We start from the raw sequence: 23,113 nt of genomic DNA on the forward strand, positions 1-23,113 counted from the left end.
CTACATGTATATACGGTTGTTATCGGTATAAGCGGACTACCAAACTGCTTCGGGAATCGTGCCAGGAGTCCGCCGCAGGCGTAGGGATTCGCAAGCACTGGTTACCAGTTTTCGAACACTTCTTCCAGTAGCTTTCGCTCACCCGCACGGAGGTGCTGGTGGAACGTCGACGGACAGATGTCCATCGACTCGGCCAGTTGCTCGCCGGAGACGTCGCGTGGCCAGTCGAAGAAGCCGCCGAGAAACCCCTTCCGGAGCGCCGTTAGCTGGCGGTTGGTCAACCGCTCTTCGACGTTTGCGATGAACGCCTGACGGGAGACCGGCGGTTCGTCCCGTTCTCGCACGGAGAGCAGTTCCGTCTCCGGATACTGGCTGCGGACCTGCTCGACCACGCTTCGGGTCTCCATCGACGCCGGGAGCGTGACGGTGACTGTCGCCTTCCCCGGTTCGACCAGAATGTCGCCCGTCTGGGCCCCGCGGTCGGCGACGACCGAGACGACCGGCGGGTCCGAGACGGTGAATTCGAACAGCGCCGACGAGTCCGCCGTCGAGACGTGCGAGACGCCCGACACCTGGGGGTGGTCGGCGGCGACGGCACAGACCGCCGAGGGGTCGTCCGTCTCGACGAGGAAGAACATCACCGTCTCCTCACCGTCGGGGACGCTCCCACCGTACTCCATCGAGCAGCCGAGTTCGCTCGCCACGTCGATGTAAAAAACGTCGGGGTCGGTGACCTGCAGTTCGAGTTCGGTGACGTTGTCGGCGGTCAACAGCCGGCTGGTCTCGCGGGCGTCGATGGCCGCCGCGGTCGCCCGCCCGATGGTCCCCAGTACGGCCTGTTCGCGAGGGTCGAACACGTCGTCGCTGTCGGCGTAGACGGTGAGGACGCCGTACAGCGACTCGCCGGAGACGAGCGGGACTGCCGCGACCGACGCAACGTCGGAGTCGGCGAGTCGGCTGTGTTGCTCGTCGATGTCACCGGTCACAACTTGCATCTCCTCGGTGCGGGCCGCCTCCGCAACCGGGTCATCGGCGTCCAGCGGGATGGACAGCGACGTCGGGTGGTCGGCGGAGAGGGCTGTCGACGACAGCGTCTCGTCGCGGAGATCGAGTTCTGACACCCAGGCGAACTGGTAGGAGTCGACCTCGGCCAGCCGGTCACAGACGGTCTGCTGGATGGCCTCGCGCGAGTCGACGGTCAGTACGTCGCCCATCACCGCTTTCAGCAGCCCGTCGACCCGGTCAACGAGTTGCTTGAGGTTCTGGCGCTCGGCCTTGAGCTCCTCGCTGCGGCGCTCGGCTGCCAGTTCAGCGAGCTTCCGCTGGGTGATATCGATGTGTGCGACGACTGCGCTCCCGGCCTCGTCGTCGGGCAGCGGTGCGACCCGCATCAGAAACCACTGCTTCTCCTCCGGGGAGTGACACGGGTACTCCATCGTGAACAGGTCCTGCTCACCGTCGATGACCGACTCGATGCCGCCGAGTGCCTGCCCGGCGTACTCGTCGGCGTCGATGTCGGTCGTCGCGAAGTAGTTCGTCCCCTCCATCTCCCCATCCTCGTCGCCCGCGAACTCACGCCAGGCGCGGTTGGTAAACAGAATCGTCCCCTCGTCGTCGAGGACAGCGATATTGATGGGTAGCGTGTCCAACGTCGAGTGAGCGAGTGTCTCTGGTGGCTTCATTCAGTGTCCCTGGCTCCGAATAGCCGATACCCTGTGTAGTGGCGGCGGGTGAATAAACGTGTGGCCCGGAACGGGGAACTGTTGCCTGTGCGGAAAGCTCTAAGCGCTGTCAGTCGCAACTGGTTCGTATGTTCGGGTCCCGGAGTTCCCGGGGGGAGTCAGTCACCTGCATCGCGTGTGGGGAGTCCGTCCCACGGTCCGAGGCCCGCGAGTACGACAAACACGGCGACCGGTGGGACCGCCGGAACAAGACGTTCGAGCACCTCTGTAAAGCCTGTTTTGCCGACCTGTGCCAGCAGCCGCGGGACGGCCTCGAAACGACGCTTGACGCCGCCGGGGCCGGCGAGACCGACCAAGAGACCTTCCTGAGACGGTTCCGAGAACTCTCCGAGGGCGACACGCACAGGGAATGAGACGCGGAAGTCACGGCCCAGTCCCACCCCGACAGCCCTAACTACGCCCTGTTCGTACCGGGTGACATGACTACAGAGGACGCGCAAGCGGCCGCCGGGACCGCCGAGGGGCAAGGCCCCGTCGAGATCGACCCGGAGATGGCCCGCCATCTGGAGAACAAGCGCGAGGAACTGTTCGAGAAGTTCGGCATCCCCGACGAGTTCCCGCCCGAGGTACTGGAGGAGGCCAAAGAGCGCACGCAGGGCGTCCAGGCCGAAATCGAGGACGAGGTCGACGAACGCGAAGACCTCCGGGAGATGACGACCTGGACGACCGACCCCATCGACGCCCAGGACTTCGACGACGCCATCTCCATCGAGGAGCGCGAGGACGAGATCGTCCTCTGGGTCCACATCGCCGACGTGACTCACTACGTCAACCCCGACACGAAGATGTGGGAGCAGGCCGTCGAGCGCGGGAACACCGTCTACCTCCCGGCCTACACCGTCCACATGCTGCCGCCCGTCCTCGCCGAGACCGTCTGTTCGCTGGTCCCCAACGAGGACCGCCTGGCCCACACCGTCGAGATGCACCTCGACAAGGAGAACCTCGGCTACGAGGAGATCAACATCTACAAGTCCGTCATCCGCTCGGACGCTCGCCTGACCTACACCGAGGCCGAGCGCCTGCTGGACGAGCCGGAGACCGCAGAAGACGTGCTAGAGGACCAGAGCGTCGACCTCGCGGAGAAGACCGAGCGCGTCTGGGAACTGGCCGACCGGATGCACGAGCAGCGCAAAGAAGAGGGCTCGCTCGTCCTCAACCCCGCCCGCGACCGCGCCCACACCATCATCGAGGAGTGTATGCTGAAGGCCAACAAGGCCGTCACGCACGAGCTGATGTGGAACCGCGGCGTCGAGGCGATGTACCGCGTCCACCCACAGCCGAGCCCCGACGAGTGGGACGAGGCGCTGGTCGAGATTCAGGAACTCGACGGCGTCTCCATCCCCGGCGACGCTTGGGACGACCCGCGAAAGGCCGTCAACGCCACGCTCGAACAGGCCCCTGGTCGCCAACTCGACAAGATTCAGTGGGCCGTGATGAAGGTCATGCCACGCGCGAAGTACATGAACGACCCCTTCGGCGGCCACCACGCCCTGAACTTCGAGATTTACGGCCACTTCACCTCGCCGATCCGCCGCCTGTCGGACCTCATCAACCACTGGATCGTCTACACCAACGACGTGCCCGAGGACCTCGTCGCGCTGTGTGACCGCGCCAGCGACCGCCAGAAGGACGCCGAGCAGTGCGAGCGCGAGTACAAGAACTTCCTGCAGGAGGTCGGTCTGGACCCGTCAGCGGTCAACAACCGCGGTATCGAAGTCGTCGAGAATCCTGATGACGATGGCGAGGATGAAGACGCTGAAGCCGATGCCGCCGACGCAGCCGTTGAAGAGTAACGGCTAGCTAAAGTATCGGGTTCTGTTGTGCATGGTTCTGCAGCTACGGCCGTCGGGAGCCAGAAAGCCCCGGCTGGGTGGGACTGAAAGGGGCCGTGCTATCGGCGAACTCCGACGACGCAAGCACGCGAAGCGCGCGCAGCGAGGCGCAGGAGCCGATAGCGCGGGGGCTTTCTGGCTGTTCAAATATCACCACAAAGCCGTAGCAGCACCAAACAACCATCCCAGAGAGTCGCACATAGCAACAGCAAGACCTTTTCACAGTCGGTACGGCACTGCCCGTATGTGCCCTCCAGCACCCGCAATCGTCACCGAGGGGTTGACGAAGCGCTACAGTGGGGTCTCGGCGATAGCGGACCTCGACCTCACGGTCCCGCGTGGGAGCGTCTTCGGCTTCCTCGGCCCCAACGGCGCGGGTAAGACCTCGACGATTCGCATCCTGACGACGTTGACGAACCCAACAAGCGGCACCGCGCGGGTCGCCGGTGAGTCGGTCGCCGACCGCGCAGCGGTGGTCGAACACATCGGCTTCCTGCCGGAGGAGCCGCCGCTGTACGACGAACTCACCGGCCGCGAGCAGCTGGAGTACGTCGCCGGCCTCCGCGGGCACGAGGACTGGGACCGCGTGGAGTCGCTGCTCGACCGATTCGACCTCGATACGGACGCAGACCGGCGCGTCGAGACGTACTCGAAGGGGATGAAACAGAAACTCGGCCTCGTCCAGGCGCTGTTGCACGAGCCGGAGGTTCTCTTTCTGGACGAACCGACCTCGGGGCTGGACCCGCGGGCCGCCCGGACAGTGCGTGACACCATCAGCGAAGTCGCGGCCGCTGACACGACGGTCTTTCTCTCGACGCACATCCTGCCCGTCGTCGAGGAGCTGGCTGACACCGTCGGCGTCCTGTACGACGGCGACCTCGTCGCGGAGGGGTCTCCCGATGAACTGACCGACAGCGTCGAGTCCGGGAGCACGCTCGAAGACGTGTTCCTCGACGTGACCAGCGAGCACCCGGGAGAGCGATGAGACGGCCGAGCGGACGACGGACACGACTGATCGCGCGGACGGAACTGCGGCGTACCTGGCGCAAGCTCAAGGGGACAACACGCGGCGCACTCATATTCCTCGGCGGCGGGCTGGGCATCAGCATATACAGTCTCGCTATCGGCGCAGGGGCGTTCTTTTTCGGCGGTGCCCTGGCCGACAGCGACCCCCACACGGTCAGGCTTGCGACGACGGCGGGTATCGTCGGACTGCTCGGACTCGTCGGCTTCTTCACGCTCCAGCACACGGTGAAATCGGCCGGCGAGCCCGACGCCGCCGACGGCCTGCTGACGACGGTCCCCTACGAGGACGCGGCGGCCGGGCTGCTCGCCGCCGAGGCCGGTCGCGTGTCGCTCGCGCTCGCCATTCCGATTGTGGCGCTAGTAGGCGGGCTTGCAGCCGGTGACGCCGGGGTACTCGTCGCTCTCGTGGCGCTCATCGGGTCGGTCGCGGTCGCCCTGCTGGGGACGGTTCTCGGCTTCGGCCTGGGGCTGGTGACAAAACTGGTGGCGAACCGCTCGGCCTTCGTCGCCAGTCACCGCGCGAGCGTCGGGGCTGCCGTCTCGCTCATCCTGCCACTTGGCTGGGTCGCGATGACGGCCGTTCCGACGGTACAGCTTCGCGTGCTCCAACTGGCGACCCAGTCACCGCTCTCGTGGCCTGCCGACGTAGTCCTGCTCGTGCTGGGGACCGGCGGCAATTCGGTCGCTGCCGTCGTCGCCACAGCGGGGATTTTCGGCGCGCTCCCGGTCGGCGCAGTCGCGTGTCTGTGGCTGGCCGGGCGGGCCTGGTATGCCGATCCGGTCCAGCCCGACCACGAGTTCGACGCCGACGAGCGAACGCTCTCGGACCGTCTGCTGGCGGGGCGGGTCCCAACCGCGACCCGCGTAGTCGCACAGAAGTCGTGGCTCAGAGCCAAGCGAGCCCCCGTCACCGTCCAGTTCGCGGTCATGCCGTTCTTCTTCTTGGTGTATCACCTCCAGATAGTCATTCTGGAGCGGGTAGTGCCGCCGACGCTCCCGCTCAGCGCCGGCCTCGCCAGCGCGGCGGCGTTCGGGGCCGCGTTTTCGCTCAATCCGCTCGGCGGCGAGGAAGGGGTACTGCCGCTGACGCTGACCGCTAACGTCTCCGGCCGAGCCTTCGTCGCCGGGCTCGTCCTTGCGGGCGCGCTCCCCGGCGTCGTGGTGACGACGCTACTGGTCGTCGGCCTCGGTATCGCGGCCGGGACACCGCCAGTCACGCTCGCCGTCGGACTCTCACTCGCACTCGTGGCAACCCTCGCCGCGCCGGCCATCGCCGTCGGAACCGGCGTCGTGTTCCCGAAGTTCGAATCCTCGTCGGTGCAGGGCCGCGAAGTGGTGGTCCCGAGCGGCTGGGCGTTCGGACTGTACTTCCTCGTTCTCGGCGTGGCCGTCGCGCCGGGGAGTCTGGCGTACCTGCTCGCCGTCCGAGACCTGTTCGCGCTACCGGTCGATGACGCGCTCCTTCTCGGTGGGGGGCTGGTAGCGAGCGCCGCAATCGCCGTCGCTGGCGCTGTCGCCGGCTTCCTCTATGCCGCCAACCGCGTCGCGACCTACCGACTCGACTAGCAGATGGGCTTCGGGTCCAGTCCCATCGCCTCCAGCGTTTCCGCGTAGTCGTCGTACGCCGCTTCGATGGCTTCGGTCGCGGCCGCGGCTGCCGTCTCGCGCCCGGACTCCGAGAGGTGTCCGAGAGCGGCCTCCCCGTCGTCGAGTGCCGACGCCTCCCCTCGAATCTCGCGGAACGTATCGGCCCGCTGTTCGTCCGCCTCGTTGATGAAGAAGCTCACTACCTGCAAGTAGAACCGGTCGGCGACCAGCGGCGCGGCGACGAGGCCGGCCCCGACGCGCCGCGCAGTCCCACTGACGGTTTCGAGGTGGTCGATGAACCCATCGGGGTCACCGGCGTCCGCGTCAATGCGGTCCGCCCGCTCGGCCGCAGCCTCGGCGGCTGCCCCGAACTGCGTCGCCACGTCGCTGTCAGACTCGTCGGCCCATCGACCGAGGATATCCGCAAGCCCCGACTCGCGGGTCGACGCTGCCGTGAGTACCGCCTCAGTCTCCAGCGTCGCATCCGTCGCGGCGATGAGAACCTTGTCCGAGCCCAGTCTGTCTCGCTCCGTCTCGGTTCGGTCGCGAACGGCATCGATAGTGGCTCCGGCGTCCATACGCCTGCTGGGAACGGCAGGGGCTTGAAATCCCCGCCCGATTTATCCGCCGGGCGGCGCTAGTGTCGGTATGGCCGAGGACTACCCTGACCCGCCGACGGACCCGCCGTCACTATCGGCAGCGGCGTTGCAGGCGGAACTGGACGACGGCGAGTCGCTCCGGTTACTCGACGTTCGCGACCGTGACGAGTACGAGCAGTGGCGGATTCGCGGTGACTCGGTGACGGCGACACAGCTCCCATTTACGAAGTTCCTTCAGGCGAAGGTGACCGGCGAAGTGGACGACATCGTCGGCGACGTGGCCGGCACCGGCCCGATAACGGTCGTCTGTGGCCGCGGCGAGGCCAGCGCCTTCGTCGCCGGCCTGCTGACCGAACACGGCATCGAGGCACAGAACCTCAGCGACGGCATGGAGGGGTGGGCGCGGCTCTACGAGGCCCGCGAGATCACCTGCGACGCCGCAACCGTCCTCCAGTACCGCCGGCCGTCGTCCGGCTGTCTCGGCTACATGGTCGTCAGCGATGGCTCGGCCGCTGTCGTCGACCCGCTCCGAGCGTTCACCGACCGGTACGTCGCCGACGCCGCCGACCACGACGCCTCGCTCACCCACGCTATCGACACGCACGTCCACGCCGACCACGTCAGCGGCGTCCGTCGTCTCGCCGCAGAGACCGGTGCCGAGCCGATCCTTTCCGAACGAGCGGTCGCCCGCGGTGTCGACGACGTGACCGCACTGGCCGCCGACGAAACGCTACGCGTCGGCTCGGCCACACTGGAGCCTCGTCCCCTACCCGGGCATACGACCGGCATGACCGGCTTCACCGTCGGCGACGTGCTCCTAGCCGGCGACAGCGTCTTCCTCGACAGCGTCGCCCGCCCAGACCTGGAAGCTGGCGCTGACGGAGCGAGGGATCTGGCCCGCGACCTCCACCGAACGCTGACCGAGCGACTCGCAACGCTACCCGGCGAAACAGTCGTCGCTCCGGGCCACTACAGCGAGTCGACAACGCCGGCTGACGACGGTACATTCACCGCTACGCTGGGCACTCTCCGCGACCGGCTCCCGGGGTTCGCGATGGACCGCGAGGCGTTCGTGGAGTACGCCTGTGACGATATCCCGCCGCGCCCCGCCAACTTCGAGCGGATTATCGCCATCAATCTCGGAACGGAGACGGCCGACGACGACACCGCGTTCGAACTCGAACTCGGTCCGAACAACTGCGCGGCCGCGCCGTCGGACGCGGTGTGACACCGCCACGACACAACAGCGGCTACAACGGGAGTCGCTTGCGGATCTGATCCAGAATCGATTCGTCTTCGTCGGGCAACGACTCCCCCACCACGCCCTCGCCCGGGAGAATGACGGTTCGCTCGCCGTTGTCCTCGACCTCGATGAGGTCGTCCGCCTTGAGAGCCGCGAGCGCGTCCTCTATGCGGTCGATATTCTCCTCCGTCCGCGACCGAAGCTCGAAGACGGTCATCCCCTCATCACGGCGGTCAGCGAGCGCATCGAGCACCGCAACCTCTGTGTCGTCCCGGTCGCGATACTCCGGCTTCGCTCTCATATGTCCCTCTAAAACCGGCTGGGTCTAATCTTTGTCCCTCGTGAATCTAATCTGGGAACCTGATCCGACACGGTATAAACTGCTGAACCGGTAAGTCAGACCCCTGATCGGAGCGGTCGTCAGCGACAAACTCGCTGTGACTTATGATTCCGAACCGAGTGATTCGCTATCGTCCCTTTTCATGGTAAGCTGGCCCCTCTTCAGTGGTAGAGCCATACTTTGCCATGAAGACTCGGAGCGACCATTCGTCGGTATAGTACTTGTACGCCCAAATATATTTGATGTGAGTTGTTTCAAACACCCCGCCGTCTTCCGTAGTGAACGTCACATTGACCGTATCAGGAATGTACGTGTGGTCCCGGTCTGGAAGGTGGTCATCATTATTGTTATAGTCTTCTACAATGGCATAGTACTTCCAGAGCGGGTTTAGCCGGTCATTTCGGGTCTTAGTGAAGTTTGTGGTATCACGCATTTCAACCGTTATGTGGTATGAGTCATTATCAGGGAAGGCCTCCATCTCGGCAGAACGGTTCTCCTCGTCTGCATCGTATAGATACTGCATATTCTCATCGAATTCCTCAAACTTCTCTGCCTTGCTGAGATCACCTTCAGTAGTAGATCCGGTTTCCGTTTCAGTTCCTTTGGTAGCTACTTGCGTACTCTCGGTTTCCATTGGCTCAGGCGTTTGGGTCTTAATAATATCTGGCGTGGGTTCTGGCGTCTGCGTCGACGAAACTGTCTCTTCGGCTGGTCCGCTGCCTCCCGCGAACGCAGAGCAGCCGGCAGAGATAATTAAGAGAGCAATGGCGACAGAGCTAACGATAGTTCTAGTCTCACTCATGGTTTTGGGTTTCATTGTTGAGGTCTGTTTCCTTGTTTTCTTTTTCAGCAGGTGAAAGATTCAGAGTTTCAGTCAAGGTTGGCGTTGGTTCTGGTAACGTGCCAGTTGCTGATCCGTCGCCGTCCACTCCCGCAGATGGTGAATCCTGTGCAGTCTCGCCACCGGTGCTCAAAAATACGATCCCGCAGACAAGGGCGGTGAAGACAGGCATGTAGGCGAGCGCAGTCAAGATGCTAACGTACCCCTCTCCGGACTGGATTCCGGGCATCGGTGATTCCTTATTTGCATACCAATGGGCGTCCGTCCACATGATAAGCGGAGCAGTGACTGTGGGTAAGAGAGTGCCTGCAACCGTCACTAACAGGCAGGCGACTACCTCTTGTGCACTATTCTTTACATTCATCATATTTAGGATTTATTTATTGCCATCTGCAAGTTTTAGTTCCGAAGCCAGATCTGAAAGCTGTCACCAAAAACTCCACCCTCCGCCACCGTCGCCGCCACTGTCATCGTCATCGTCGCTATCGTCTCCGAACCAACTCCCGCTGTCACCGTCGTCATCACCACCGCTGTCCTCATCATCGTCGTCACCGCCACCGATTATGCCGTCAAGGAAACCTCCCTGATCATCGTTATCACTGCCACCACTACCATCATCGTTACCGTTGCTATCATCATCGTCACTACTACTGCCGTCATCGTCATCGTATGACCAGTCATATCCACCGTTGTCATCGTCGCCACTGTCCTCATCGTCGTCATCGTCTCCGCTATCTGGGTTCATCAGGTTATTTGGCACGCTGGATGCTGGACGAGTACTACGACTCTCATCGCTGGAATCGTCGTCATTGTAACTACCGCCATTATCAACATCAATGAAACCGTCCTGATTCTCTTCCTGTTCCTTTATATCGTCTTTTCGTTCATCGATAGTCTCCTTACTGAACGTGCCTCCGTAACCGTCCTCGGAGTACTTGTTCATGTTCTCTTCATCGATGATCTTAGTGAGTTCATTGTCAACGTACATCCACAAACCGTCCCGGCCGTCGGTGTCGACGATGGTGTCGCCGATAGTCATCGCGGCCGAAGTACAGCCCTTGTTCTGCCCGTCGACGTAGTAGCTTCCGCTACCACCCGGGCAATTACTGCCGCCGCCACCGTTGCCGGACGAGTCGGCGACACGAATCGTCCGGTTAGCGACGCCACGCCGTCCAGCGGCATCGTAGGCGACCGCACGGACGGACACGGAGCCGGAGTCGTTGAACGTGTGAGTAATCGTCGAGGTGCCGTTTTCACCAGCGAGTCGCGTCTGGTTCTGTGCGGTGCCGTTGACGACCCACGCGAGCGTTCGGAGGTCGGCATCACCGGCAGTCGCGTTTGCAGTCAGATTCCGCTGGAGGCCAACGGGAACCGCGGGCGGGGCCGACATCGAGACTGACGGCCCACCGGCGGCCACCACATCGACATGGAGCGTGTCCGAGCGCGACGCTCCGTCGTTATCAGTAACCGTGACAGTGACGTTGTACTGGCCGGTCTCGGCCGGCGAGAACGTCGTCTGAACGCAGGTCTGGCAGTCGGGCGTGCGCGTCGTGCCGTCCGGCGTTTCGATGGACCACTCGACCCTCTCAATTGTGCCGTCGGGGTCGCGCGAGCCGTTGGCGTCCAACTGGACCGTCGTCTCTCGCTCGACGGACTGGTCCAGGCCGGCGTCGGCAAGCGGTGGCTGGTTCTCGGCCGCCACCGCTGTCCCGCCGAGAAGCGCCGAGAGGGCAAGGACCGACACCACGAGTGTCGTCGTCCGCTGCATTGGCGTAGCGTAGGGCCGGTATCGGTTATAAAATTTCACAAATAGGGCTGAAATTAATATAACAGCGTCGTGAAACAGGTAGCGTTCTGTCACGAATGGTCGAGCCAACGGGCAGGGTTTAAGTGCGCCACGGTGGGAAGTTCTGGCAATGGGTCTCAAATGTTCCGTCCTCGGGCACAAGTACGGTGAGACCACCGTCGAGCGCGAGCGCGAAGAGCAGGGTAGCGAAGTCGTCATCACCATCCAGGAACGGGAGACCTGTGAGCGGTGTGGAAATACGCGCATTGTCTCGGAGAACAAGGAGGTAACGGCTATCGAGACGCCGTCGGACATCGCCAGCGATCTCGTCGAAGACGAGTCCGAATCCGAAACGTCCGAATCCGAGTCACCGCCGGAAGACGAACCTGCTGACAGCGTGGCCGAACCCACAGACGAGGAATCGGAGCGCTCGGGTGGCTGGGATAGCGTCGACGACCCGGTCGAAGCACCGGACGATGCAGGAATCGGCGACGAAAGCGTAGACGCCGGGGAACCGGTCGATCCGTCGGCTGACGACGCTGAGATTATCGACGACAGTGACGATGGCGAGGAAGAAAGCGGCGACGTGGAACTGGACGAGCCGACGACGACGGTCGACGTCCCGGACGCCGAGAGCGAGGAGCCGGTAACCGAAGACGAGACCGACCCGGAGAAAGACGACGGGCTCATTCTCGGCGAGGAAGAGGAATCGGAGTCGGCCGGCGACGACCGCCAGCCGGGCGAATGGCCCGATGAACCGGGGGACGACGGGGACGGCTGGTCGCCGGAGACGATGCCGGTCGATACCGGAACGGACGACGATTCGAGCGTCGAACCGACCAGCGACAGCGCCGTAACGGTTCCGGAAGGCGAGTTCGCCTGTCCGGAGTGTGGATTCACCACCGAGGTGGAATCGACGTCGTTGCGCGCTGGGGACTTCTGTCCGGAGTGTCACAAAGGGTCACTTATCACCCGGGACGAGGAGTGAACGCAAAGGGTAAGACAGCCCCTCGCAAAAACTCGCCCATGCGAGAGTACAAGATGCGACGGGGCGAGCATCTCGAAGACCGCGTCCCTGACATGGAAGCGTTCGTCGAGGAGTACTTCGGCGAAGTAACGGATACAGAAGAGTACGAAGGCAACGACCTGCTGGTCGTCGACGACCCCGACAACCCCGTGTTTGACCGGGTCGTCGCGGGCCGCGTCGAGTACGGCTCGAAGAAAGACAAGATCGCACTCCACATCGACGAGCGACCGGCAGAGGACGTCATCGCCGAGGGCAACGTCGATGCGGCCGAGGACGCCGTCGCTATCAAGAACGATTTCCTGGAGGAGGCGACCGACCGCGACGCGAAGGCACGACGCGACTCACTGAAGCGCTCGGTCGAGGACGACGCCGACGCCCCGGACAACGTCTAACGACGGTCGTCGGGCGCACGCAGTCCGCGAGTGCCGGCAGGCTGGTACTGCGTATCGGTTCGGCACGGCCCGCGTAGCCATCCGGAAATTCTTCGATATCGACACTGAGTACCGCCAGTATCACGCAGCGTCAGACGGGCGTCACATCTAAATACGCTTGTGGCATAGGTTCACATACGCCTCACCCGGAGGCGCGCACAAGTATCCGGGGCACGAGACACCCCTCGTGTTGCCACGGAGCCAGCTCCGGGGCAGCCTGTCATAGTTTGTCCGCCCGCCGGAGCGGACCCAATCCGGCATTCGAGCGCGGCCAGGTCAGTTACCGAGCCGGCATTCCCGTTTCATCGGCGCGATATCGACGACAAAATGCAGCCGTTGATCGGAAAGATTCGAGAGTCAGAACGGCGCTACTCGGCGAGCCCGTAACCGCGCTTGAACAGCACGTAGTCGATTGACAGCACGACCACGGTCGTCCCGGTCAGGACGGCCAGCGACGTGTTCGGATCGATTTCGGTGACGCCGATCATGCCGTAGCGAACGCCGTTGACCATGTACACCATGGGATTGAGAAGCGAGACGTTCCGCCAGAACGCCGGGAGGACTTCGAGCGAGTAGAACACCGCGCCGAAGAACACCAGCGGCCGGAGAATGAACTGGTTCATCACTGTCAGGTAGTCGAAGTCGCTCGCCCAGAGGCCGCCGATGACGCCGAGCCCGCCGAACAGTGTGGTAATCACCAGCAGGAACGAGACGAGATACACGGGGTTGGCGACGGGAACCGAGGTGAATATCAGGCCCACACCGACGATCAGCAGTGACGTGACGACCCCCCGGAGTGCGCTGGCCGAGACATAGGCGGCCACCATGCTCCGGTTCGACATCGGAGAAGTGAGAACAGCCTGGATGTAGTCGTTCCAGCGCCCGTGGAAGATAGTGAAGGAGGCGTTCTCAAAACTGTCCGAAATGGCCCCGAGTACGACCAGTCCGGGCAGGACGAACTGGAGGTAGCTCACGCCCGCAATTTCCCCAATCCGGCTCCCCAGAATCACGCCGAACACGGAGAAATACAGCGCGTTCGTGATAATCGGCGGGAGGAAGGTGTTGTACGGCCGGCGGACGAACCGGAGGATTTCCCGCCGAACAAGTGTCAGGAACTGCGTCGCGTTCGCGTTCATGCGGACACCTCCGCGTACTCGCGGTCGTCGCGGGTCATGTCGACGAACACCTCTTCGAGCGACGCGCGGCGGATATCGAGCGAGGTCACGGTGTGACCCTGCGCTTCGAGGTCGCGCATGATCGCCGGCGCGGTCTGGCTCCCTCCCATCGCCGTGACAGCCAGACCCTCGTCAGTCAGTTCGACGTCGGTGATCCCCTCCACGTCGAGTCGCGGGGCCGTCCGCGGCATCTCGGCGAGTTCGAGGACGATAGTGTCCGTCCCGCGGGCCATCAGGTCGTCGGGGGTCGCCACTTCGACTTTCCGCCCGTCGTCCATGATTGCGACCCGGTCACAGAGGCGTTCGGCCTCCTCGATGTAGTGGGTCGTCAGCAGAATCGTCGTCCCAGCGTCGTTCATCCGGTTAATAATATCCCAGAGGTCGTGCCGGAGCTGGACGTCGACCCCGGCCGTCGGCTCGTCGAGGATGAGCAGGTCGGGGTCGGAAACGAGCGCGCGCGCGAGGACGAACCGCCGTTTCATTCCGCCGGAGAGCCAGTCGAAGCGTGTGTCGCGCTTGTCCCAGATACCGACCGTCTTCAGCGCGTCTTCGGCGCGCTCCCGGGCCTCGGCCCGACCGATGCCGTGGTAGCCCGCCTTGTGTTCGAGCACCTCGATGATGGGGAAGAAACGGTCGACGTTGAACTCCTGTGGCGCGACGCCGATGCGGTCGCGGGCCTCCCGGTAGTCGTCCTCCACGTCGAAGCCGAACACCTCGGCGGTCCCCGCGTCTTTGTGGACGAGGCCGACCAGCGTGTTGATAAACGTCGTCTTGCCGGCTCCGTTCGGCCCGAGCAGCCCGAAGAACTCGCCCTGCTCGACTGTCAGTTCTAGGTCGTCGAGCGCCTGGACGTCGCCGTAGCGCTTCCCTAATCCACTGGCGCGTATCGCCGGTTCAGTCATTGCCGCCCTTAGCGTGGCGACACCGAAAAACGCATTGAAGCCCCCGAAAACCGGCAGTTAGACTGATACAAGCTGACAAGATCGACCGAACGGCGAGGTCCCGTTGGCCGGGCTGTCACAATCCTACTGACCGAGGCGTTCCCGGGAGATGCCGACGCCAGCCGGCGTGATGATGAGCTGGTCGTCGTCCTTCTGGACGATGTCGCCACCGACCTCGTTGGCGACCTGCTTGAGTTCGTCGCTGATGTGTTCCATCGTACGGTCCTGCGTGGAGTGGCGCGTGATGTCCGCGACGACCACGTCACCGTCGTAGACGGCGTCTTTGATGTCGATGACGTCCTGCTTGTCGCTGATACGGGCGATCCGAACCTGGCGTTCGAGTTCCGTCCCGGTCATCTCGAATTCGTTCGCGTTCAGTTCGACGTAATCCTCGGTGTTCCGAGAGGATCCAGACTCCCCGAGGATCTTGCTCATCAGTCCCATGTCACTCACGGCGTGCGCTACCCGTTTCAACTTTTCGTCCATCGAACGTGTCGCCACAGCACCCCTGATCGGCCGTGGTGGCGAGCAGGAACAGCGAGTCCCACACAAAACGTTATTCAGCGGCGGAGCAAACACCGACAGCGATGCGCCCGCCCTCCATCAGAACGACTCCCCGCACCGTCGCAGCCGTCGGTGGCGTCGTCTATGCCATCGGGGTGCTGTCGTGGCTGTTTGCAAGCGGCGTCCATTTCTCGTCGCAGGACCCGACGACACTCGCGTTCGGGGCCGGCTACGCCGCCGTTGGGATGGTCCTCACAGGTGCCGTCCCGCTGTATCTCTGTAGCCGCCTCTCGCTTGTTACGCCAGTCCTCGTGACGCTCTGGCTGCTTGGCAACACGGTGTCGCAGTGGTTCTACGGGACGCATCTCCACCCGTTGTCGTCGTATCTCACCGTCTGGCCACTGCTGCTCGGGGTGGCCGTGAGCGCTGGCGTGGCCGAAGCGGTTGCTAGAATCGGCATAGACCGTACCCTCGACCGGTTCGGGCTTCGGCCGCTGGTGTGACTGGAGTGCGATACCAGTGGACTGCGCTACACCGAGAACTCGAAGAGGTCGTCGCCGACGTGGTGCAGCGACTTGACGACTTTTCCGCTGTCGCCGACCATGTCGTCGCCGTCGGTCTGTGCGCGGCCGACAGCGAGAAACTTCCCGTGGGACTCCTCGTTGATGACGACCAGGTCGCCCTCGCTGATGTCGTCGTCGGCCTCGGTGATACCCGGCCGCATGATGTCAGCGCCGTCCGAGACAAAGGAGACGGCCCCGGCGTCCACGGTGACGATGTGTTTCTCCGGCGGGTACTGATTAGCTCCCTGAACGGTCAGGAACGGTTCGCCGTTCAGATAGAGGACGAGCGGGTCGCCATCGACGAGGACGACGTCCCAGTCGCTGTCGTCGAACTCGACCTTCTCGAAGCTGTCCGCGTCGAGTTCGACACCGAGGTTGTCCGACAGCGCCGTCGTGATGGTGTCGACCTCGTCCGAACGGAGGTGGTGTCGCGACTTGACTTCCATACCCGCGTCTCCTCGGCGACAGAGGGTAAGCGTAACGAACCGTGCGGACGGTGTGGCGGACGCAGGTTTTTGTCCGCGCGGGCTAAGGTCAGGGTATGCGAGTCGTCACGCTGCTGCCCTCGGCGACGGAAATCGTCTACGCGCTCGGCGTCGAGCCGGTCGGCGTCTCACACGAGTGCGACCATCCGCCGGCGGCCCGCGAGAAGCCGTCAGTCAACCGCTCGCACGTCGACCCGACGGCCTCAAGCGGCGAGATCAACGAGCAGGTCGCGGCCGCCGAGGAGGACGGCGGCGTCTACGCCATCGACCGCGAGACGCTGGCAGAACTGGACCCCGACCTCATCGTCACCCAGGGCGTCTGTGACGTGTGTGCTGTCGACCACGTGGTGGTCGCTGAGGCTGTCGAGGAACTGGGACTGGACGCCGACGTGCTGACGCTGGACGTCCACAGCCTCGACGACCTGTTCGAGTCCATCCACCGGGTCGGTGCAGCCATCAAGCGCGACGAGCGCGCCGCCGAACTCGTCGCGGACCTCCGTGACCGCGTCGCAGCAGTGGAGACAACAGCGGCGCGGGCCGAGACGACGCCCCGCGTGGCGGTGCTCGACTGGCTCGACCCGGTGATGGTCGGCGGGCACTGGGTGCCAGAGATGGTCCGGAAAGCCGGCGGCACCTATGGAATGGAAGAGGCGGGCGCTCACTCCCGGCCCCGCGAGTGGGAGGAGGTCGTCGACTACGACCCCGAGGTGCTGGTGGCCGCGCCCTGTGGCTTCGACGTGGCACAGACCCGCGAGAACATCGCTGACCTGACCGAGCGGCCCGGCTTCGACGATTTGACTGCGGTCCGGGACGGCCGGGCGTACGTCATGGACGGCCACCACTACGTAAATCGGTCGGGGCCGCGCCTCGTGGACACGCTTGAGTTCCTGGCGGCGCTGTGTCACCCGGACCTGTTCGAGACGCCGCCACAAGATGTGGTTGTAGACCTGCCGGCGCTCCGGGCGTAAACTGTCAGGGTACCGAACGCGGCATCAGCGGTCGGGGAGGAACGAGCGAACCGCCGCGCCGACCTTTTCCGGGGCTCGCCAGACACCGACGTGGCCGACATCGGATAGTTCGACGAACGTGGCAGCACTCATCGCGTCGTCGATTGCCCGAATTCCGTCGCGGAGATACGCCGGACTCTCGGACCCAGCAAGGAGTAGCGTGGGTGCATCGACCGTGAGCGAGTCCGGGAGTTCGTAGGACCCGACGACCGCGCTCTCCCGGACGACCGTCTCGGCCAGCGGCGCACGCTCGGCGGTAGGCCACTGCGAGGGGTCGCCGCTGGTGCTCGTCTCGCGGAAGAACGCCTCGATGACGGCTTCACGGTCGCCCGCGTCGAGGTGGCCCCGGAGCCGTGGCGCGAGCGGTGCGCCGTCGCGGTGATCGCCGACCAGTATCGCCGGTTCGTACAGAATTAGCTGGGCGATATCGGTCTCTCTGGCGGCCTCCAGCGCACAGAGCCCCCCGAAGGAGTGACCGAACAGCACTGGGTCACCCGGGAGCGAATCGATCAGTGCGACCACGTCGTCGACCTCGCGGGCGAGCGAGTGGTCGTCGGCGTCGCCGCTCTCGCCTCGGCCCCGCCGATCCACCGCGACGGGCGTGTAGCCGTCGGGTAACTGAGAGCGAAACCGGTCCCAGACCGCCGACGTGCCGGTCGTTCCATGCACCAGCACGACCGGTTGTCCGTCGCCAGGGCGGTCGTACGCGATGGCGGTCCCGTCGGGTGACGTGAGTGTCTCCATTGGGCCAGATACTCCGGGGGGACGGTGCGAAAGCGTTGTGAATCGACAGAACGGAGTCGTTCTCGCGTCACACTACCGCAGCGACCAGCCCGACGTAGGTATTCCCGAGAACGACGACGACACCGAGGGCCACGACCGAGAGAAACCAGGCCCGCCACAGCGGGACCCGCTCGACCACGTCGCGACACTCCAGCAGGACGACGCCGACGTAGAGGACGACGGCCATCTTCAAAGCGATTACGAGCAGCGGTTCGTGAATAAGGAGGGTCCGTATCCACGGGTTTGCTTCCAGCCCCGGCCCGGCAAACTGCGCGGCGAACAGCGTCGACAGCGCATCGCCGAAGCCCCAGACGAGCACCAGCGAGAACACGAGTTCGACGTAGCCGGGCATCTGGAGGCGAACCGAGAGGGGATGCGATGCGTGGTCAGGGCTGGACATGTGAGGGGATACCGATACTCGCGGTTGTCGGCGCATAAAGCTCGCTTCCACAGTATCAGCCATGAAAACTGGCGGCGAGTACAGGGCGAGCCGGTCAGTACAGAGCGAGTCGGTCAGTCCTCGGCGAGCGAACAGCGTCCCTCGTAGCTTGCGTCGGCGACGCTCGCGATGGCCGGGTCCTCGCCACACACCGGGCAGTCGGGGTTGGCGGCGACGGGGATTTCCTCGAAGGACATCTCGGCGGCGTCGTAGGCGACGAGTCGCCCCTCCAGCGTCTCGCCGTAGTCCATCGCGAGCTTGACGACCTCGGTCGCTTGCATGCACCCGATAGTGCCCGGCAGGACGCCGAGAACGCCCGCGGTCGCGCAGTCGGGAACGGTTCCCTCCGGCGGCGCTTCGGGGAACAGACAGCGGTAACACGGACTGTCGCCGGAGAACGTCGTTACCTGGCCCTCGAACTGGAAAATCGCGCCGTGGGTGAAGGGCGTCCCCGACAGCGTGCAGGCGTCGTTGACGAGGAACCGCGTGGCGAAGTTGTCGGAGGCGTCGACGACGATGTCGTAGTCGGCTACCAGGTCGGTCGCGTTCTCCCGCGCCAGCCGCAGGTCGTGGCGATCGACAGTCACGTCGGGATTGAGGCCGGTGACGAACTCGGCGGCGCTGTCGACCTTCGGTCGGCCGACATCGTCGTCGCCGTGGATGACCTGCCGCTGGAGGTTCGACCGCTCGACCACGTCGTCGTCGACGATACCCAGCCGCCCGATGCCCGCAGCCGCGAGGTACTGGAGGACCGGTGCGCCGAGGCCGCCGGCCCCGACGACCAGCACGTCGGTGTCAAGCAGCGCGGCCTGGCCCTCCGGCCCCACGTCGTTCATGATGATATGCCGGGAGTACCGGTCAAGCTGTTCTGGATCCAGATCCGGTCGCATAGTGGCCGTACGCCACCCGGAGAAATAAACGACGGGTTCGTCGCGGGGGGCACGTTCGGGACGCAGAGCTGATCCGAACAGCCGGGACAGTTCGCCGCTCAGTTGTTGCGCTGGAGGTCCGCGACGAGATCGTCTATCGCCTGATTGATGTCGGTGAGAAGGTCGGTTTGCTCATCGGATTCCTCGGCGATGTCGGCCGTACCGTCGGCGATATCCTCGGCTGCGTCCGTGGACTGGTCGATCATGCTGGCCACTTCCTCGGTCGAGGCGGCCTGCTGGTCCGTCGCCGTAGCGACCTCCTCGATACCGTTGTTGACCTCGCGGACGGTGTCGTCGATCTCTTCGAGGATTTCGGTCGACTCCTCGACAGTGTCGATACCGTCGTCGATCTCTTCGTTGCTCTCTTCGAGGCTCTCGACGGCGTTCTCGGTGTCGTCCTGAATGCCGTCGATCATCTGCTCGATGGTCGTCGCCTGCTCCTGTGACTCCTCGGCGAGGCTCTTGACCTCGTTTGCGACGACGGCGAACCCTTCGCCCGCCTCACCGGCGCGAGCGGCCTCGATGGACGCGTTCAGCGCCAGCATGTTGGTCTGGTCGGCGATGTCGTTGATGACGTCGACGATCTCGTCGATCTCCTCGACGCTCTCCTGAATCGTCTTGACGTCCTCGGCGACGCTGTCGGCCGCCTGCTGGATGTTCTCCATCGCCTCGTGGACGTCGTCAGCGTTCCCCTGCCCGCGTTCGGCGAGTTCCTTTGCTTCGCGGGAGGCCGCGGACACCTCTTCGGACGACGAGGCGATCTGCTCGACCGACGCCGAGAGGTTCGACACCTCGTTTGCGATGTCTGTCAGTCCCTCGTACTGCTCGGCGGCCTGTTCGCGGATCTCGGCAGTTTCCTCCGCGATTCCGACCGACGTGCCCTCCAGCTCGGCCAGCATCGTCTGGATCTCGCTCGCTGCAGTGTGGCTGTAGCCGGCCTCCGTGTCGATATTCTCCGCGACGTCGTCCTGGATGTCCGTGTCGATCCCCGTCCCTGTTTGGTTCGTTACATTTTCCGTCGGTCTCTCAGCCATAGTAGTCGTCACAATGGGAGGGGAATATAAAACGAGTTGCCCAATAGTATCAGAGTCGATATCTGGAACGGGGTTCGTCGACCGTCGTGTCAGCAGTCGTACAGCGCGCGGTACTTCTCCTCGGCGTAGTCGAGGAAGTGCTCGGCGGTGAAGGACTCGCCCGTCGCTTCTTCGACGAGGTCGTCAGTCCGATAGCGTGCGCCGTGCTGGTGGACGTTCTCGGTGAGCCAGTCGTGAATCTGGCCGAACTCGCCGGTGCGGACGTGGTCGTCGAAGCCGTCGATGTCCTGCCGAGCGTGGTGGTCCAGTTGCGCGGCCAGCACCGACCCGAGCGTGTAGGTGGGGAAGTACCCGAAGGCCCCGTTGGTCCAGTGGATGTCCTGCAGGCAGCCCTCGGCGTCGGTGTCGGGGCGGATACCGAGATACTCTTCCATCTTGTCGTTCCAGACCTCTGGCACGTCTTCGACGTCGAGGTCCCCACGGATGAGGTCTCGCTCGATTTCGAAGCGGACGATGATGTGCATATGGTAGGTCAGTTCGTCCGCTTCGACCCGGATGAGGTTGTCGTCGTACACCTCGTTGAACGCTTCGTAGAACTGCTGGGCGGTGGCGTCGGTCCCGAGATGGTCGTTGGCCGTCTCGGTGAAGAAGTCCCAGAACGGCCGCGAGCGGCCGACGTGGTTCTCCCAGAAGCGTGACTGTGACTCGTGGACCGAGAGGTCGCGATTGTCGCCCAGCGGCGTGCCGTACGCTTCCTGTGGCAGGCCGAGCGTGTACGTGGCGTGACCGAACTCGTGGATGGTCGAGCCGAGCGCGTCAAGCGGGTCCTCGGGGGTGAAGCGAGTGGTGACGCGAGCGTCGAACTGCGTCCCCATGGAGAACGGATGGGGAGCGGTGTCGAGGCGGCCGCGGTCCCAGTCGTAGCCAAGCGTGTCAAGCGCTGTCTCGACGAGGTCGTGCTGGGTGTCGTCGTCGTAGGTGCCCTCGAATGGGTCGGCAAGCGTCACGTCGCTGTCGGCGATGTCGTCGATGAGCGGGACGAGCGCGTCGCGGAGGTTCGTGAGTACTTCCTCGGCAGTGTCGATGCCGAGATACGGCTCGTACTCCTCGAACAGCACCTCGTAGGGGTCGCGGTCGGGGTCGATGGCGGCGGCGTACTCCCGGCGGAGTTCGACCAGTTCTTCGAGCGTGTCGGCGAAGGCGTCGAAGTCGTCCTCGGCCTTGGCTTCCTTCCAGACCGGCAGGGCGTTCGAGGACGCTTCGGAGAGGCGTTCGACAAGGTCTGCGGGGACCCTGGTGGCCCGCTCGTGGTCCCGCCGGACCTCCCGAACGACGGCCTCCTGTTCGGGGTCGAGGTCGGCGTCGTCGAGTTCGTCCAGCCAGTCGGCCAGATCGTCGTCGGTAAGCAGATCGTGATGGAGCGTCGAGATGGCGGAGGTCTGTTTCGCCCGGGCCGGCGTGCCGGCGTCGGGCATCATCACCTGCTGGTCCCAGTTGAGGACGCCGCCGGCGTCCTCGACGTAGTGGAGGCGGCGGACGTGATCCAGGAACTGCTCGTACGTGGACTCGCTGTCCTCGCTCGCTGTTGCCATACGGCGGCGTTAGGCCGGTGACCGTAAAGGCCCGACGCCGCCGGTAAGGGGTGCACTAGCTAACAGGACACATCAGGGCAGCGCGGAACAGCCGACAGTCACTCGGGCGGCCACGACTCGGCAACGTCCTCGTAGATGTCTCGACACCGCTCCAACACAGCCAGCGACACGCTCTCATCACCAGTGTGGGCCTCGCCGGGTTCGGCCGCGCCGACAATCACGCAGTCCGTCCCGGCCTGGGCGAGCCAGCCGGCGTCGGTCGCGTGCGGTTTGACGACGTGTTCAGGTGTCGCGTCCTGCGCGGCGGTAGCGGCGTCCAGCACCCGCTCCGCGAAGTCGGCGTCGCCACAGGCCATCGGCGGGAGGTCCTGATCAACGCGCCAGGAGACGCCGTCGATAGCTTCGACCCGGTCCAGCGGCGCGCGCTCGCCCGGGACTGTCCGCTCGTCGACGGTGACCTCGCATCGCTCGGGAATGACGTTCCAGGCCGAGCCGCCATCTATTTCTGTGACGGCGACACTCCCGCTCATTTCGTGGCCCAGGACGGTCGTCTCGGGGAAGTCGAGGTCCCGGACCATGTCGACGGCGTCGGTCGCGCGGTAGATGGCGTTCGCGCCGGCTTCAGGTTCGCTGGCGTGGGCCGCCGCGCCCTCGGCGACGATAGTCGATCCCCGCCGGCCTTTGTGGGCGACGGCCACGTCCGTCGTTCCTGGTGCGGAGTAGCCGGTCGACCCCTCACCGACGATGGCGTAGTCGGGCGCGAAGCCGTCCTCGATGGCGGCCTGACAGCCGATGCCGCCCTGTTCTTCGCCGACGAACGAAGCGAAAATCAGTTCGCCAGCGGGGTCGGCGTCCCGGAAGGCCAGCAACGCCGCGGCGACACACCCCTTCATGTCCGCTGCGCCCCGGCCGTAGAGACGGCCGTCGCGTTCCTCGACGACGTACTCGCCGTCGGCGTCGACCTGGGACTCGTCCGGCGGGACGACGTCGTGGTGGCCGACGAAGGCGAGCGAGTCGTCGGCCTGGCCCTTGCGGGCGATGACGTTCCCGTGGTCGTCGCGGGTGACTTGCGCATCGGTGTGGTCCCGGAGCCACGTCAGGATGTACTCCCCAGCAGCCGCTTCGTCGTCGTGACTGGGGATCGAAACGAGGGCACGAGTCAGCGACGGCAGCGTCTCCATACCGTGGGTCGTGTGCCGGAGCGGCA

General features: G+C 64.3%; 25 protein-coding genes. 9 read left to right on the top strand and 16 right to left on the bottom strand.

From position 1 onward, the window contains the following. Positions 1–101 precede the first annotated feature (101 nt). Entirely contained in the window at positions 102–1,682 is a 1,581-nt protein-coding gene (locus ACNO8S_RS12480; protein WP_050007087.1) for a bacterio-opsin activator domain-containing protein, read from the bottom strand. A 128-nt stretch (positions 1,683–1,810) separates the two neighbouring features. On the opposite strand from ACNO8S_RS12480, the gene ACNO8S_RS12485 reads away from it, so the two are divergent. From ACNO8S_RS12485 to ACNO8S_RS12500, 4 genes are all read left to right on the top strand, one after another. Further along, on the top strand, positions 1,811–2,095 hold the full coding sequence (locus tag ACNO8S_RS12485) for a DUF7562 family protein (protein WP_014041243.1): 285 nt from the start codon (positions 1,811–1,813) through the stop codon (positions 2,093–2,095). 66 nt (positions 2,096–2,161) lie between these two features. Next, positions 2,162–3,535, top strand: coding sequence for an RNB domain-containing ribonuclease (locus tag ACNO8S_RS12490; RefSeq protein WP_014041244.1), 1,374 nt, complete (start codon positions 2,162–2,164; stop codon positions 3,533–3,535). A 283-nt stretch (positions 3,536–3,818) separates the two neighbouring features. After that, positions 3,819–4,559 carry an ABC transporter ATP-binding protein gene (locus ACNO8S_RS12495; RefSeq protein ID WP_151103778.1) on the top strand — a complete coding sequence of 247 codons (741 nt, stop codon included), beginning with the start codon at positions 3,819–3,821 and terminating at the stop codon, positions 4,557–4,559. After that, the gene (locus ACNO8S_RS12500) at positions 4,556–6,166 is read left to right on the top strand and encodes a hypothetical protein (protein WP_420182018.1); all 1,611 of its coding nucleotides are present in this window, start codon (positions 4,556–4,558) and stop codon (positions 6,164–6,166) included. The genes ACNO8S_RS12495 and ACNO8S_RS12500 overlap by 4 nt, the downstream gene beginning before the upstream one ends. On the opposite strand, the gene ACNO8S_RS12505 is transcribed toward ACNO8S_RS12500, so the two are convergent. Further along, positions 6,163–6,765, bottom strand: coding sequence for a transcription antitermination protein (locus ACNO8S_RS12505; RefSeq protein ID WP_420182019.1), 603 nt, complete (start codon positions 6,763–6,765; stop codon positions 6,163–6,165). The genes ACNO8S_RS12500 and ACNO8S_RS12505 overlap by 4 nt on opposite strands. A gap of 70 nt (positions 6,766–6,835) precedes the next feature. On the opposite strand from ACNO8S_RS12505, the gene ACNO8S_RS12510 reads away from it, so the two are divergent. Next, positions 6,836–8,014 carry an MBL fold metallo-hydrolase gene (locus ACNO8S_RS12510; RefSeq protein WP_420182020.1) on the top strand — a complete coding sequence of 393 codons (1,179 nt, stop codon included), beginning with the start codon at positions 6,836–6,838 and terminating at the stop codon, positions 8,012–8,014. Positions 8,015–8,036: 22 nt separating this feature from the next. Here the strand turns inward: ACNO8S_RS12510 and ACNO8S_RS12515 are convergent, their stop codons facing one another. The 4 genes from ACNO8S_RS12515 to ACNO8S_RS12530 form a co-directional block, all read right to left on the bottom strand. Then, on the bottom strand, positions 8,037–8,330 hold the full coding sequence (locus ACNO8S_RS12515; RefSeq protein WP_004958397.1) for a DUF6432 family protein: 294 nt from the start codon (positions 8,328–8,330) through the stop codon (positions 8,037–8,039). Positions 8,331–8,496: 166 nt separating this feature from the next. Continuing rightward, the gene (locus tag ACNO8S_RS12520) at positions 8,497–9,003 is read right to left on the bottom strand and encodes a hypothetical protein (protein ID WP_315898944.1); all 507 of its coding nucleotides are present in this window, start codon (positions 9,001–9,003) and stop codon (positions 8,497–8,499) included. Between the two features lie 160 nt (positions 9,004–9,163). Then, positions 9,164–9,481 carry a hypothetical protein gene (locus ACNO8S_RS12525; protein WP_146416915.1) on the bottom strand — a complete coding sequence of 106 codons (318 nt, stop codon included), beginning with the start codon at positions 9,479–9,481 and terminating at the stop codon, positions 9,164–9,166. A gap of 156 nt (positions 9,482–9,637) precedes the next feature. Then, positions 9,638–10,978, bottom strand: a complete 1,341-nt coding sequence (locus tag ACNO8S_RS12530; RefSeq protein ID WP_420182021.1) for a PKD domain-containing protein — start codon at positions 10,976–10,978, stop codon at positions 9,638–9,640. 148 nt (positions 10,979–11,126) lie between these two features. Here ACNO8S_RS12530 and ACNO8S_RS12535 point away from each other — a divergent pair, with 148 nt between their 5' ends. Both ACNO8S_RS12535 and ACNO8S_RS12540 read left to right on the top strand, forming a co-directional pair. Further along, positions 11,127–11,984 (top strand): DUF7093 family protein, encoded by an 858-nt coding sequence (locus ACNO8S_RS12535; protein WP_420182022.1) that lies wholly within the window; start codon positions 11,127–11,129, stop codon positions 11,982–11,984. Positions 11,985–12,022: 38 nt separating this feature from the next. After that, on the top strand, positions 12,023–12,415 hold the full coding sequence (locus ACNO8S_RS12540) for a DUF5611 family protein (RefSeq protein ID WP_008308010.1): 393 nt from the start codon (positions 12,023–12,025) through the stop codon (positions 12,413–12,415). A gap of 407 nt (positions 12,416–12,822) precedes the next feature. Here ACNO8S_RS12540 and ACNO8S_RS12545 read toward each other — a convergent pair whose 3' ends face one another. From ACNO8S_RS12545 to ACNO8S_RS12555, 3 genes are all read right to left on the bottom strand, one after another. Next, on the bottom strand, positions 12,823–13,590 hold the full coding sequence (locus ACNO8S_RS12545) for an ABC transporter permease (protein ID WP_014041252.1): 768 nt from the start codon (positions 13,588–13,590) through the stop codon (positions 12,823–12,825). Continuing rightward, a complete protein-coding gene (locus ACNO8S_RS12550) occupies positions 13,587–14,531 on the bottom strand; it encodes an ABC transporter ATP-binding protein (protein ID WP_014041253.1) in 945 nt (314 codons plus the stop codon). Before ACNO8S_RS12550 ends, ACNO8S_RS12545 begins: the two co-directional genes overlap by 4 nt. A 123-nt stretch (positions 14,532–14,654) precedes the next feature. Then, complete coding sequence (locus tag ACNO8S_RS12555; RefSeq protein WP_014041254.1) at positions 14,655–15,014, bottom strand: cell division protein SepF; 360 nt, start codon at positions 15,012–15,014, stop codon at positions 14,655–14,657. Positions 15,015–15,157: 143 nt separating this feature from the next. Here ACNO8S_RS12555 and ACNO8S_RS12560 point away from each other — a divergent pair, with 143 nt between their 5' ends. Next, entirely contained in the window at positions 15,158–15,577 is a 420-nt protein-coding gene (locus ACNO8S_RS12560; protein WP_014041255.1) for a hypothetical protein, read from the top strand. A 26-nt stretch (positions 15,578–15,603) separates the two neighbouring features. On the opposite strand, the gene ACNO8S_RS12565 is transcribed toward ACNO8S_RS12560, so the two are convergent. Next, positions 15,604–16,083, bottom strand: coding sequence for an RNA-binding protein (locus tag ACNO8S_RS12565; protein WP_004591044.1), 480 nt, complete (start codon positions 16,081–16,083; stop codon positions 15,604–15,606). 95 nt (positions 16,084–16,178) lie between these two features. On the opposite strand from ACNO8S_RS12565, the gene ACNO8S_RS12570 reads away from it, so the two are divergent. After that, a complete protein-coding gene (locus ACNO8S_RS12570) occupies positions 16,179–17,090 on the top strand; it encodes a cobalamin-binding protein (RefSeq protein WP_191450066.1) in 912 nt (303 codons plus the stop codon). Between the two features lie 24 nt (positions 17,091–17,114). Here the strand turns inward: ACNO8S_RS12570 and ACNO8S_RS12575 are convergent, their stop codons facing one another. The 6 genes from ACNO8S_RS12575 to ACNO8S_RS12600 form a co-directional block, all read right to left on the bottom strand. After that, a complete protein-coding gene (locus ACNO8S_RS12575) occupies positions 17,115–17,873 on the bottom strand; it encodes an alpha/beta fold hydrolase (protein WP_064288760.1) in 759 nt (252 codons plus the stop codon). A 67-nt stretch (positions 17,874–17,940) separates the two neighbouring features. Continuing rightward, positions 17,941–18,312: a DUF5658 family protein gene (locus ACNO8S_RS12580; protein ID WP_050007092.1), complete on the bottom strand. Its 372-nt coding sequence runs from the start codon at positions 18,310–18,312 to the stop codon at positions 17,941–17,943. A gap of 113 nt (positions 18,313–18,425) precedes the next feature. Further along, positions 18,426–19,241, bottom strand: coding sequence for an SAMP-activating enzyme E1 (gene ubaA / locus ACNO8S_RS12585; protein WP_014041259.1), 816 nt, complete (start codon positions 19,239–19,241; stop codon positions 18,426–18,428). Between the two features lie 98 nt (positions 19,242–19,339). Further along, a complete protein-coding gene (locus ACNO8S_RS12590) occupies positions 19,340–20,314 on the bottom strand; it encodes a methyl-accepting chemotaxis protein (protein ID WP_014041260.1) in 975 nt (324 codons plus the stop codon). Positions 20,315–20,403: 89 nt separating this feature from the next. Continuing rightward, a complete protein-coding gene (locus tag ACNO8S_RS12595) occupies positions 20,404–21,906 on the bottom strand; it encodes a carboxypeptidase M32 (RefSeq protein WP_420182023.1) in 1,503 nt (500 codons plus the stop codon). A 98-nt stretch (positions 21,907–22,004) separates the two neighbouring features. Continuing rightward, positions 22,005–23,087 (bottom strand): M20 family metallopeptidase, encoded by a 1,083-nt coding sequence (locus ACNO8S_RS12600; RefSeq protein ID WP_129755584.1) that lies wholly within the window; start codon positions 23,085–23,087, stop codon positions 22,005–22,007. Positions 23,088–23,113 lie beyond the last annotated feature (26 nt).

Source organism: Haloarcula sp. KBTZ06 (assembly GCF_048595605.1).
Classification (GTDB): Archaea; Halobacteriota; Halobacteria; order Halobacteriales; family Haloarculaceae; genus Haloarcula; species Haloarcula hispanica.

What these genes read in the sequence shown, in the direction of transcription:
- ACNO8S_RS12480 (WP_050007087.1), bottom strand. Translation starts at nt 1,682, where the DNA reads ATGAAGCCACCAGAGACACTCGCTCACTCGACGTTGGACACGCTACCC.
- ACNO8S_RS12485 (WP_014041243.1), top strand. Translation starts at nt 1,811, where the DNA reads ATGTTCGGGTCCCGGAGTTCCCGGGGGGAGTCAGTCACCTGCATCGCG.
- ACNO8S_RS12490 (WP_014041244.1), top strand. Translation starts at nt 2,162, where the DNA reads ATGACTACAGAGGACGCGCAAGCGGCCGCCGGGACCGCCGAGGGGCAA.
- ACNO8S_RS12495 (WP_151103778.1), top strand. Translation starts at nt 3,819, where the DNA reads ATGTGCCCTCCAGCACCCGCAATCGTCACCGAGGGGTTGACGAAGCGC.
- ACNO8S_RS12500 (WP_420182018.1), top strand. Translation starts at nt 4,556, where the DNA reads ATGAGACGGCCGAGCGGACGACGGACACGACTGATCGCGCGGACGGAA.
- ACNO8S_RS12505 (WP_420182019.1), bottom strand. Translation starts at nt 6,765, where the DNA reads ATGGACGCCGGAGCCACTATCGATGCCGTTCGCGACCGAACCGAGACG.
- ACNO8S_RS12510 (WP_420182020.1), top strand. Translation starts at nt 6,836, where the DNA reads ATGGCCGAGGACTACCCTGACCCGCCGACGGACCCGCCGTCACTATCG.
- ACNO8S_RS12515 (WP_004958397.1), bottom strand. Translation starts at nt 8,330, where the DNA reads ATGAGAGCGAAGCCGGAGTATCGCGACCGGGACGACACAGAGGTTGCG.
- ACNO8S_RS12520 (WP_315898944.1), bottom strand. Translation starts at nt 9,003, where the DNA reads ATGGAAACCGAGAGTACGCAAGTAGCTACCAAAGGAACTGAAACGGAA.
- ACNO8S_RS12525 (WP_146416915.1), bottom strand. Translation starts at nt 9,481, where the DNA reads ATGTGGACGGACGCCCATTGGTATGCAAATAAGGAATCACCGATGCCC.
- ACNO8S_RS12530 (WP_420182021.1), bottom strand. Translation starts at nt 10,978, where the DNA reads ATGCAGCGGACGACGACACTCGTGGTGTCGGTCCTTGCCCTCTCGGCG.
- ACNO8S_RS12535 (WP_420182022.1), top strand. Translation starts at nt 11,127, where the DNA reads ATGGGTCTCAAATGTTCCGTCCTCGGGCACAAGTACGGTGAGACCACC.
- ACNO8S_RS12540 (WP_008308010.1), top strand. Translation starts at nt 12,023, where the DNA reads ATGCGAGAGTACAAGATGCGACGGGGCGAGCATCTCGAAGACCGCGTC.
- ACNO8S_RS12545 (WP_014041252.1), bottom strand. Translation starts at nt 13,590, where the DNA reads ATGAACGCGAACGCGACGCAGTTCCTGACACTTGTTCGGCGGGAAATC.
- ACNO8S_RS12550 (WP_014041253.1), bottom strand. Translation starts at nt 14,531, where the DNA reads ATGACTGAACCGGCGATACGCGCCAGTGGATTAGGGAAGCGCTACGGC.
- ACNO8S_RS12555 (WP_014041254.1), bottom strand. Translation starts at nt 15,014, where the DNA reads ATGGGACTGATGAGCAAGATCCTCGGGGAGTCTGGATCCTCTCGGAAC.
- ACNO8S_RS12560 (WP_014041255.1), top strand. Translation starts at nt 15,158, where the DNA reads ATGCGCCCGCCCTCCATCAGAACGACTCCCCGCACCGTCGCAGCCGTC.
- ACNO8S_RS12565 (WP_004591044.1), bottom strand. Translation starts at nt 16,083, where the DNA reads ATGGAAGTCAAGTCGCGACACCACCTCCGTTCGGACGAGGTCGACACC.
- ACNO8S_RS12570 (WP_191450066.1), top strand. Translation starts at nt 16,179, where the DNA reads ATGCGAGTCGTCACGCTGCTGCCCTCGGCGACGGAAATCGTCTACGCG.
- ACNO8S_RS12575 (WP_064288760.1), bottom strand. Translation starts at nt 17,873, where the DNA reads ATGGAGACACTCACGTCACCCGACGGGACCGCCATCGCGTACGACCGC.
- ACNO8S_RS12580 (WP_050007092.1), bottom strand. Translation starts at nt 18,312, where the DNA reads ATGTCCAGCCCTGACCACGCATCGCATCCCCTCTCGGTTCGCCTCCAG.
- ubaA (WP_014041259.1), bottom strand. Translation starts at nt 19,241, where the DNA reads ATGCGACCGGATCTGGATCCAGAACAGCTTGACCGGTACTCCCGGCAT.
- ACNO8S_RS12590 (WP_014041260.1), bottom strand. Translation starts at nt 20,314, where the DNA reads ATGGCTGAGAGACCGACGGAAAATGTAACGAACCAAACAGGGACGGGG.
- ACNO8S_RS12595 (WP_420182023.1), bottom strand. Translation starts at nt 21,906, where the DNA reads ATGGCAACAGCGAGCGAGGACAGCGAGTCCACGTACGAGCAGTTCCTG.
- ACNO8S_RS12600 (WP_129755584.1), bottom strand. Translation starts at nt 23,087, where the DNA reads ATGGAGACGCTGCCGTCGCTGACTCGTGCCCTCGTTTCGATCCCCAGT.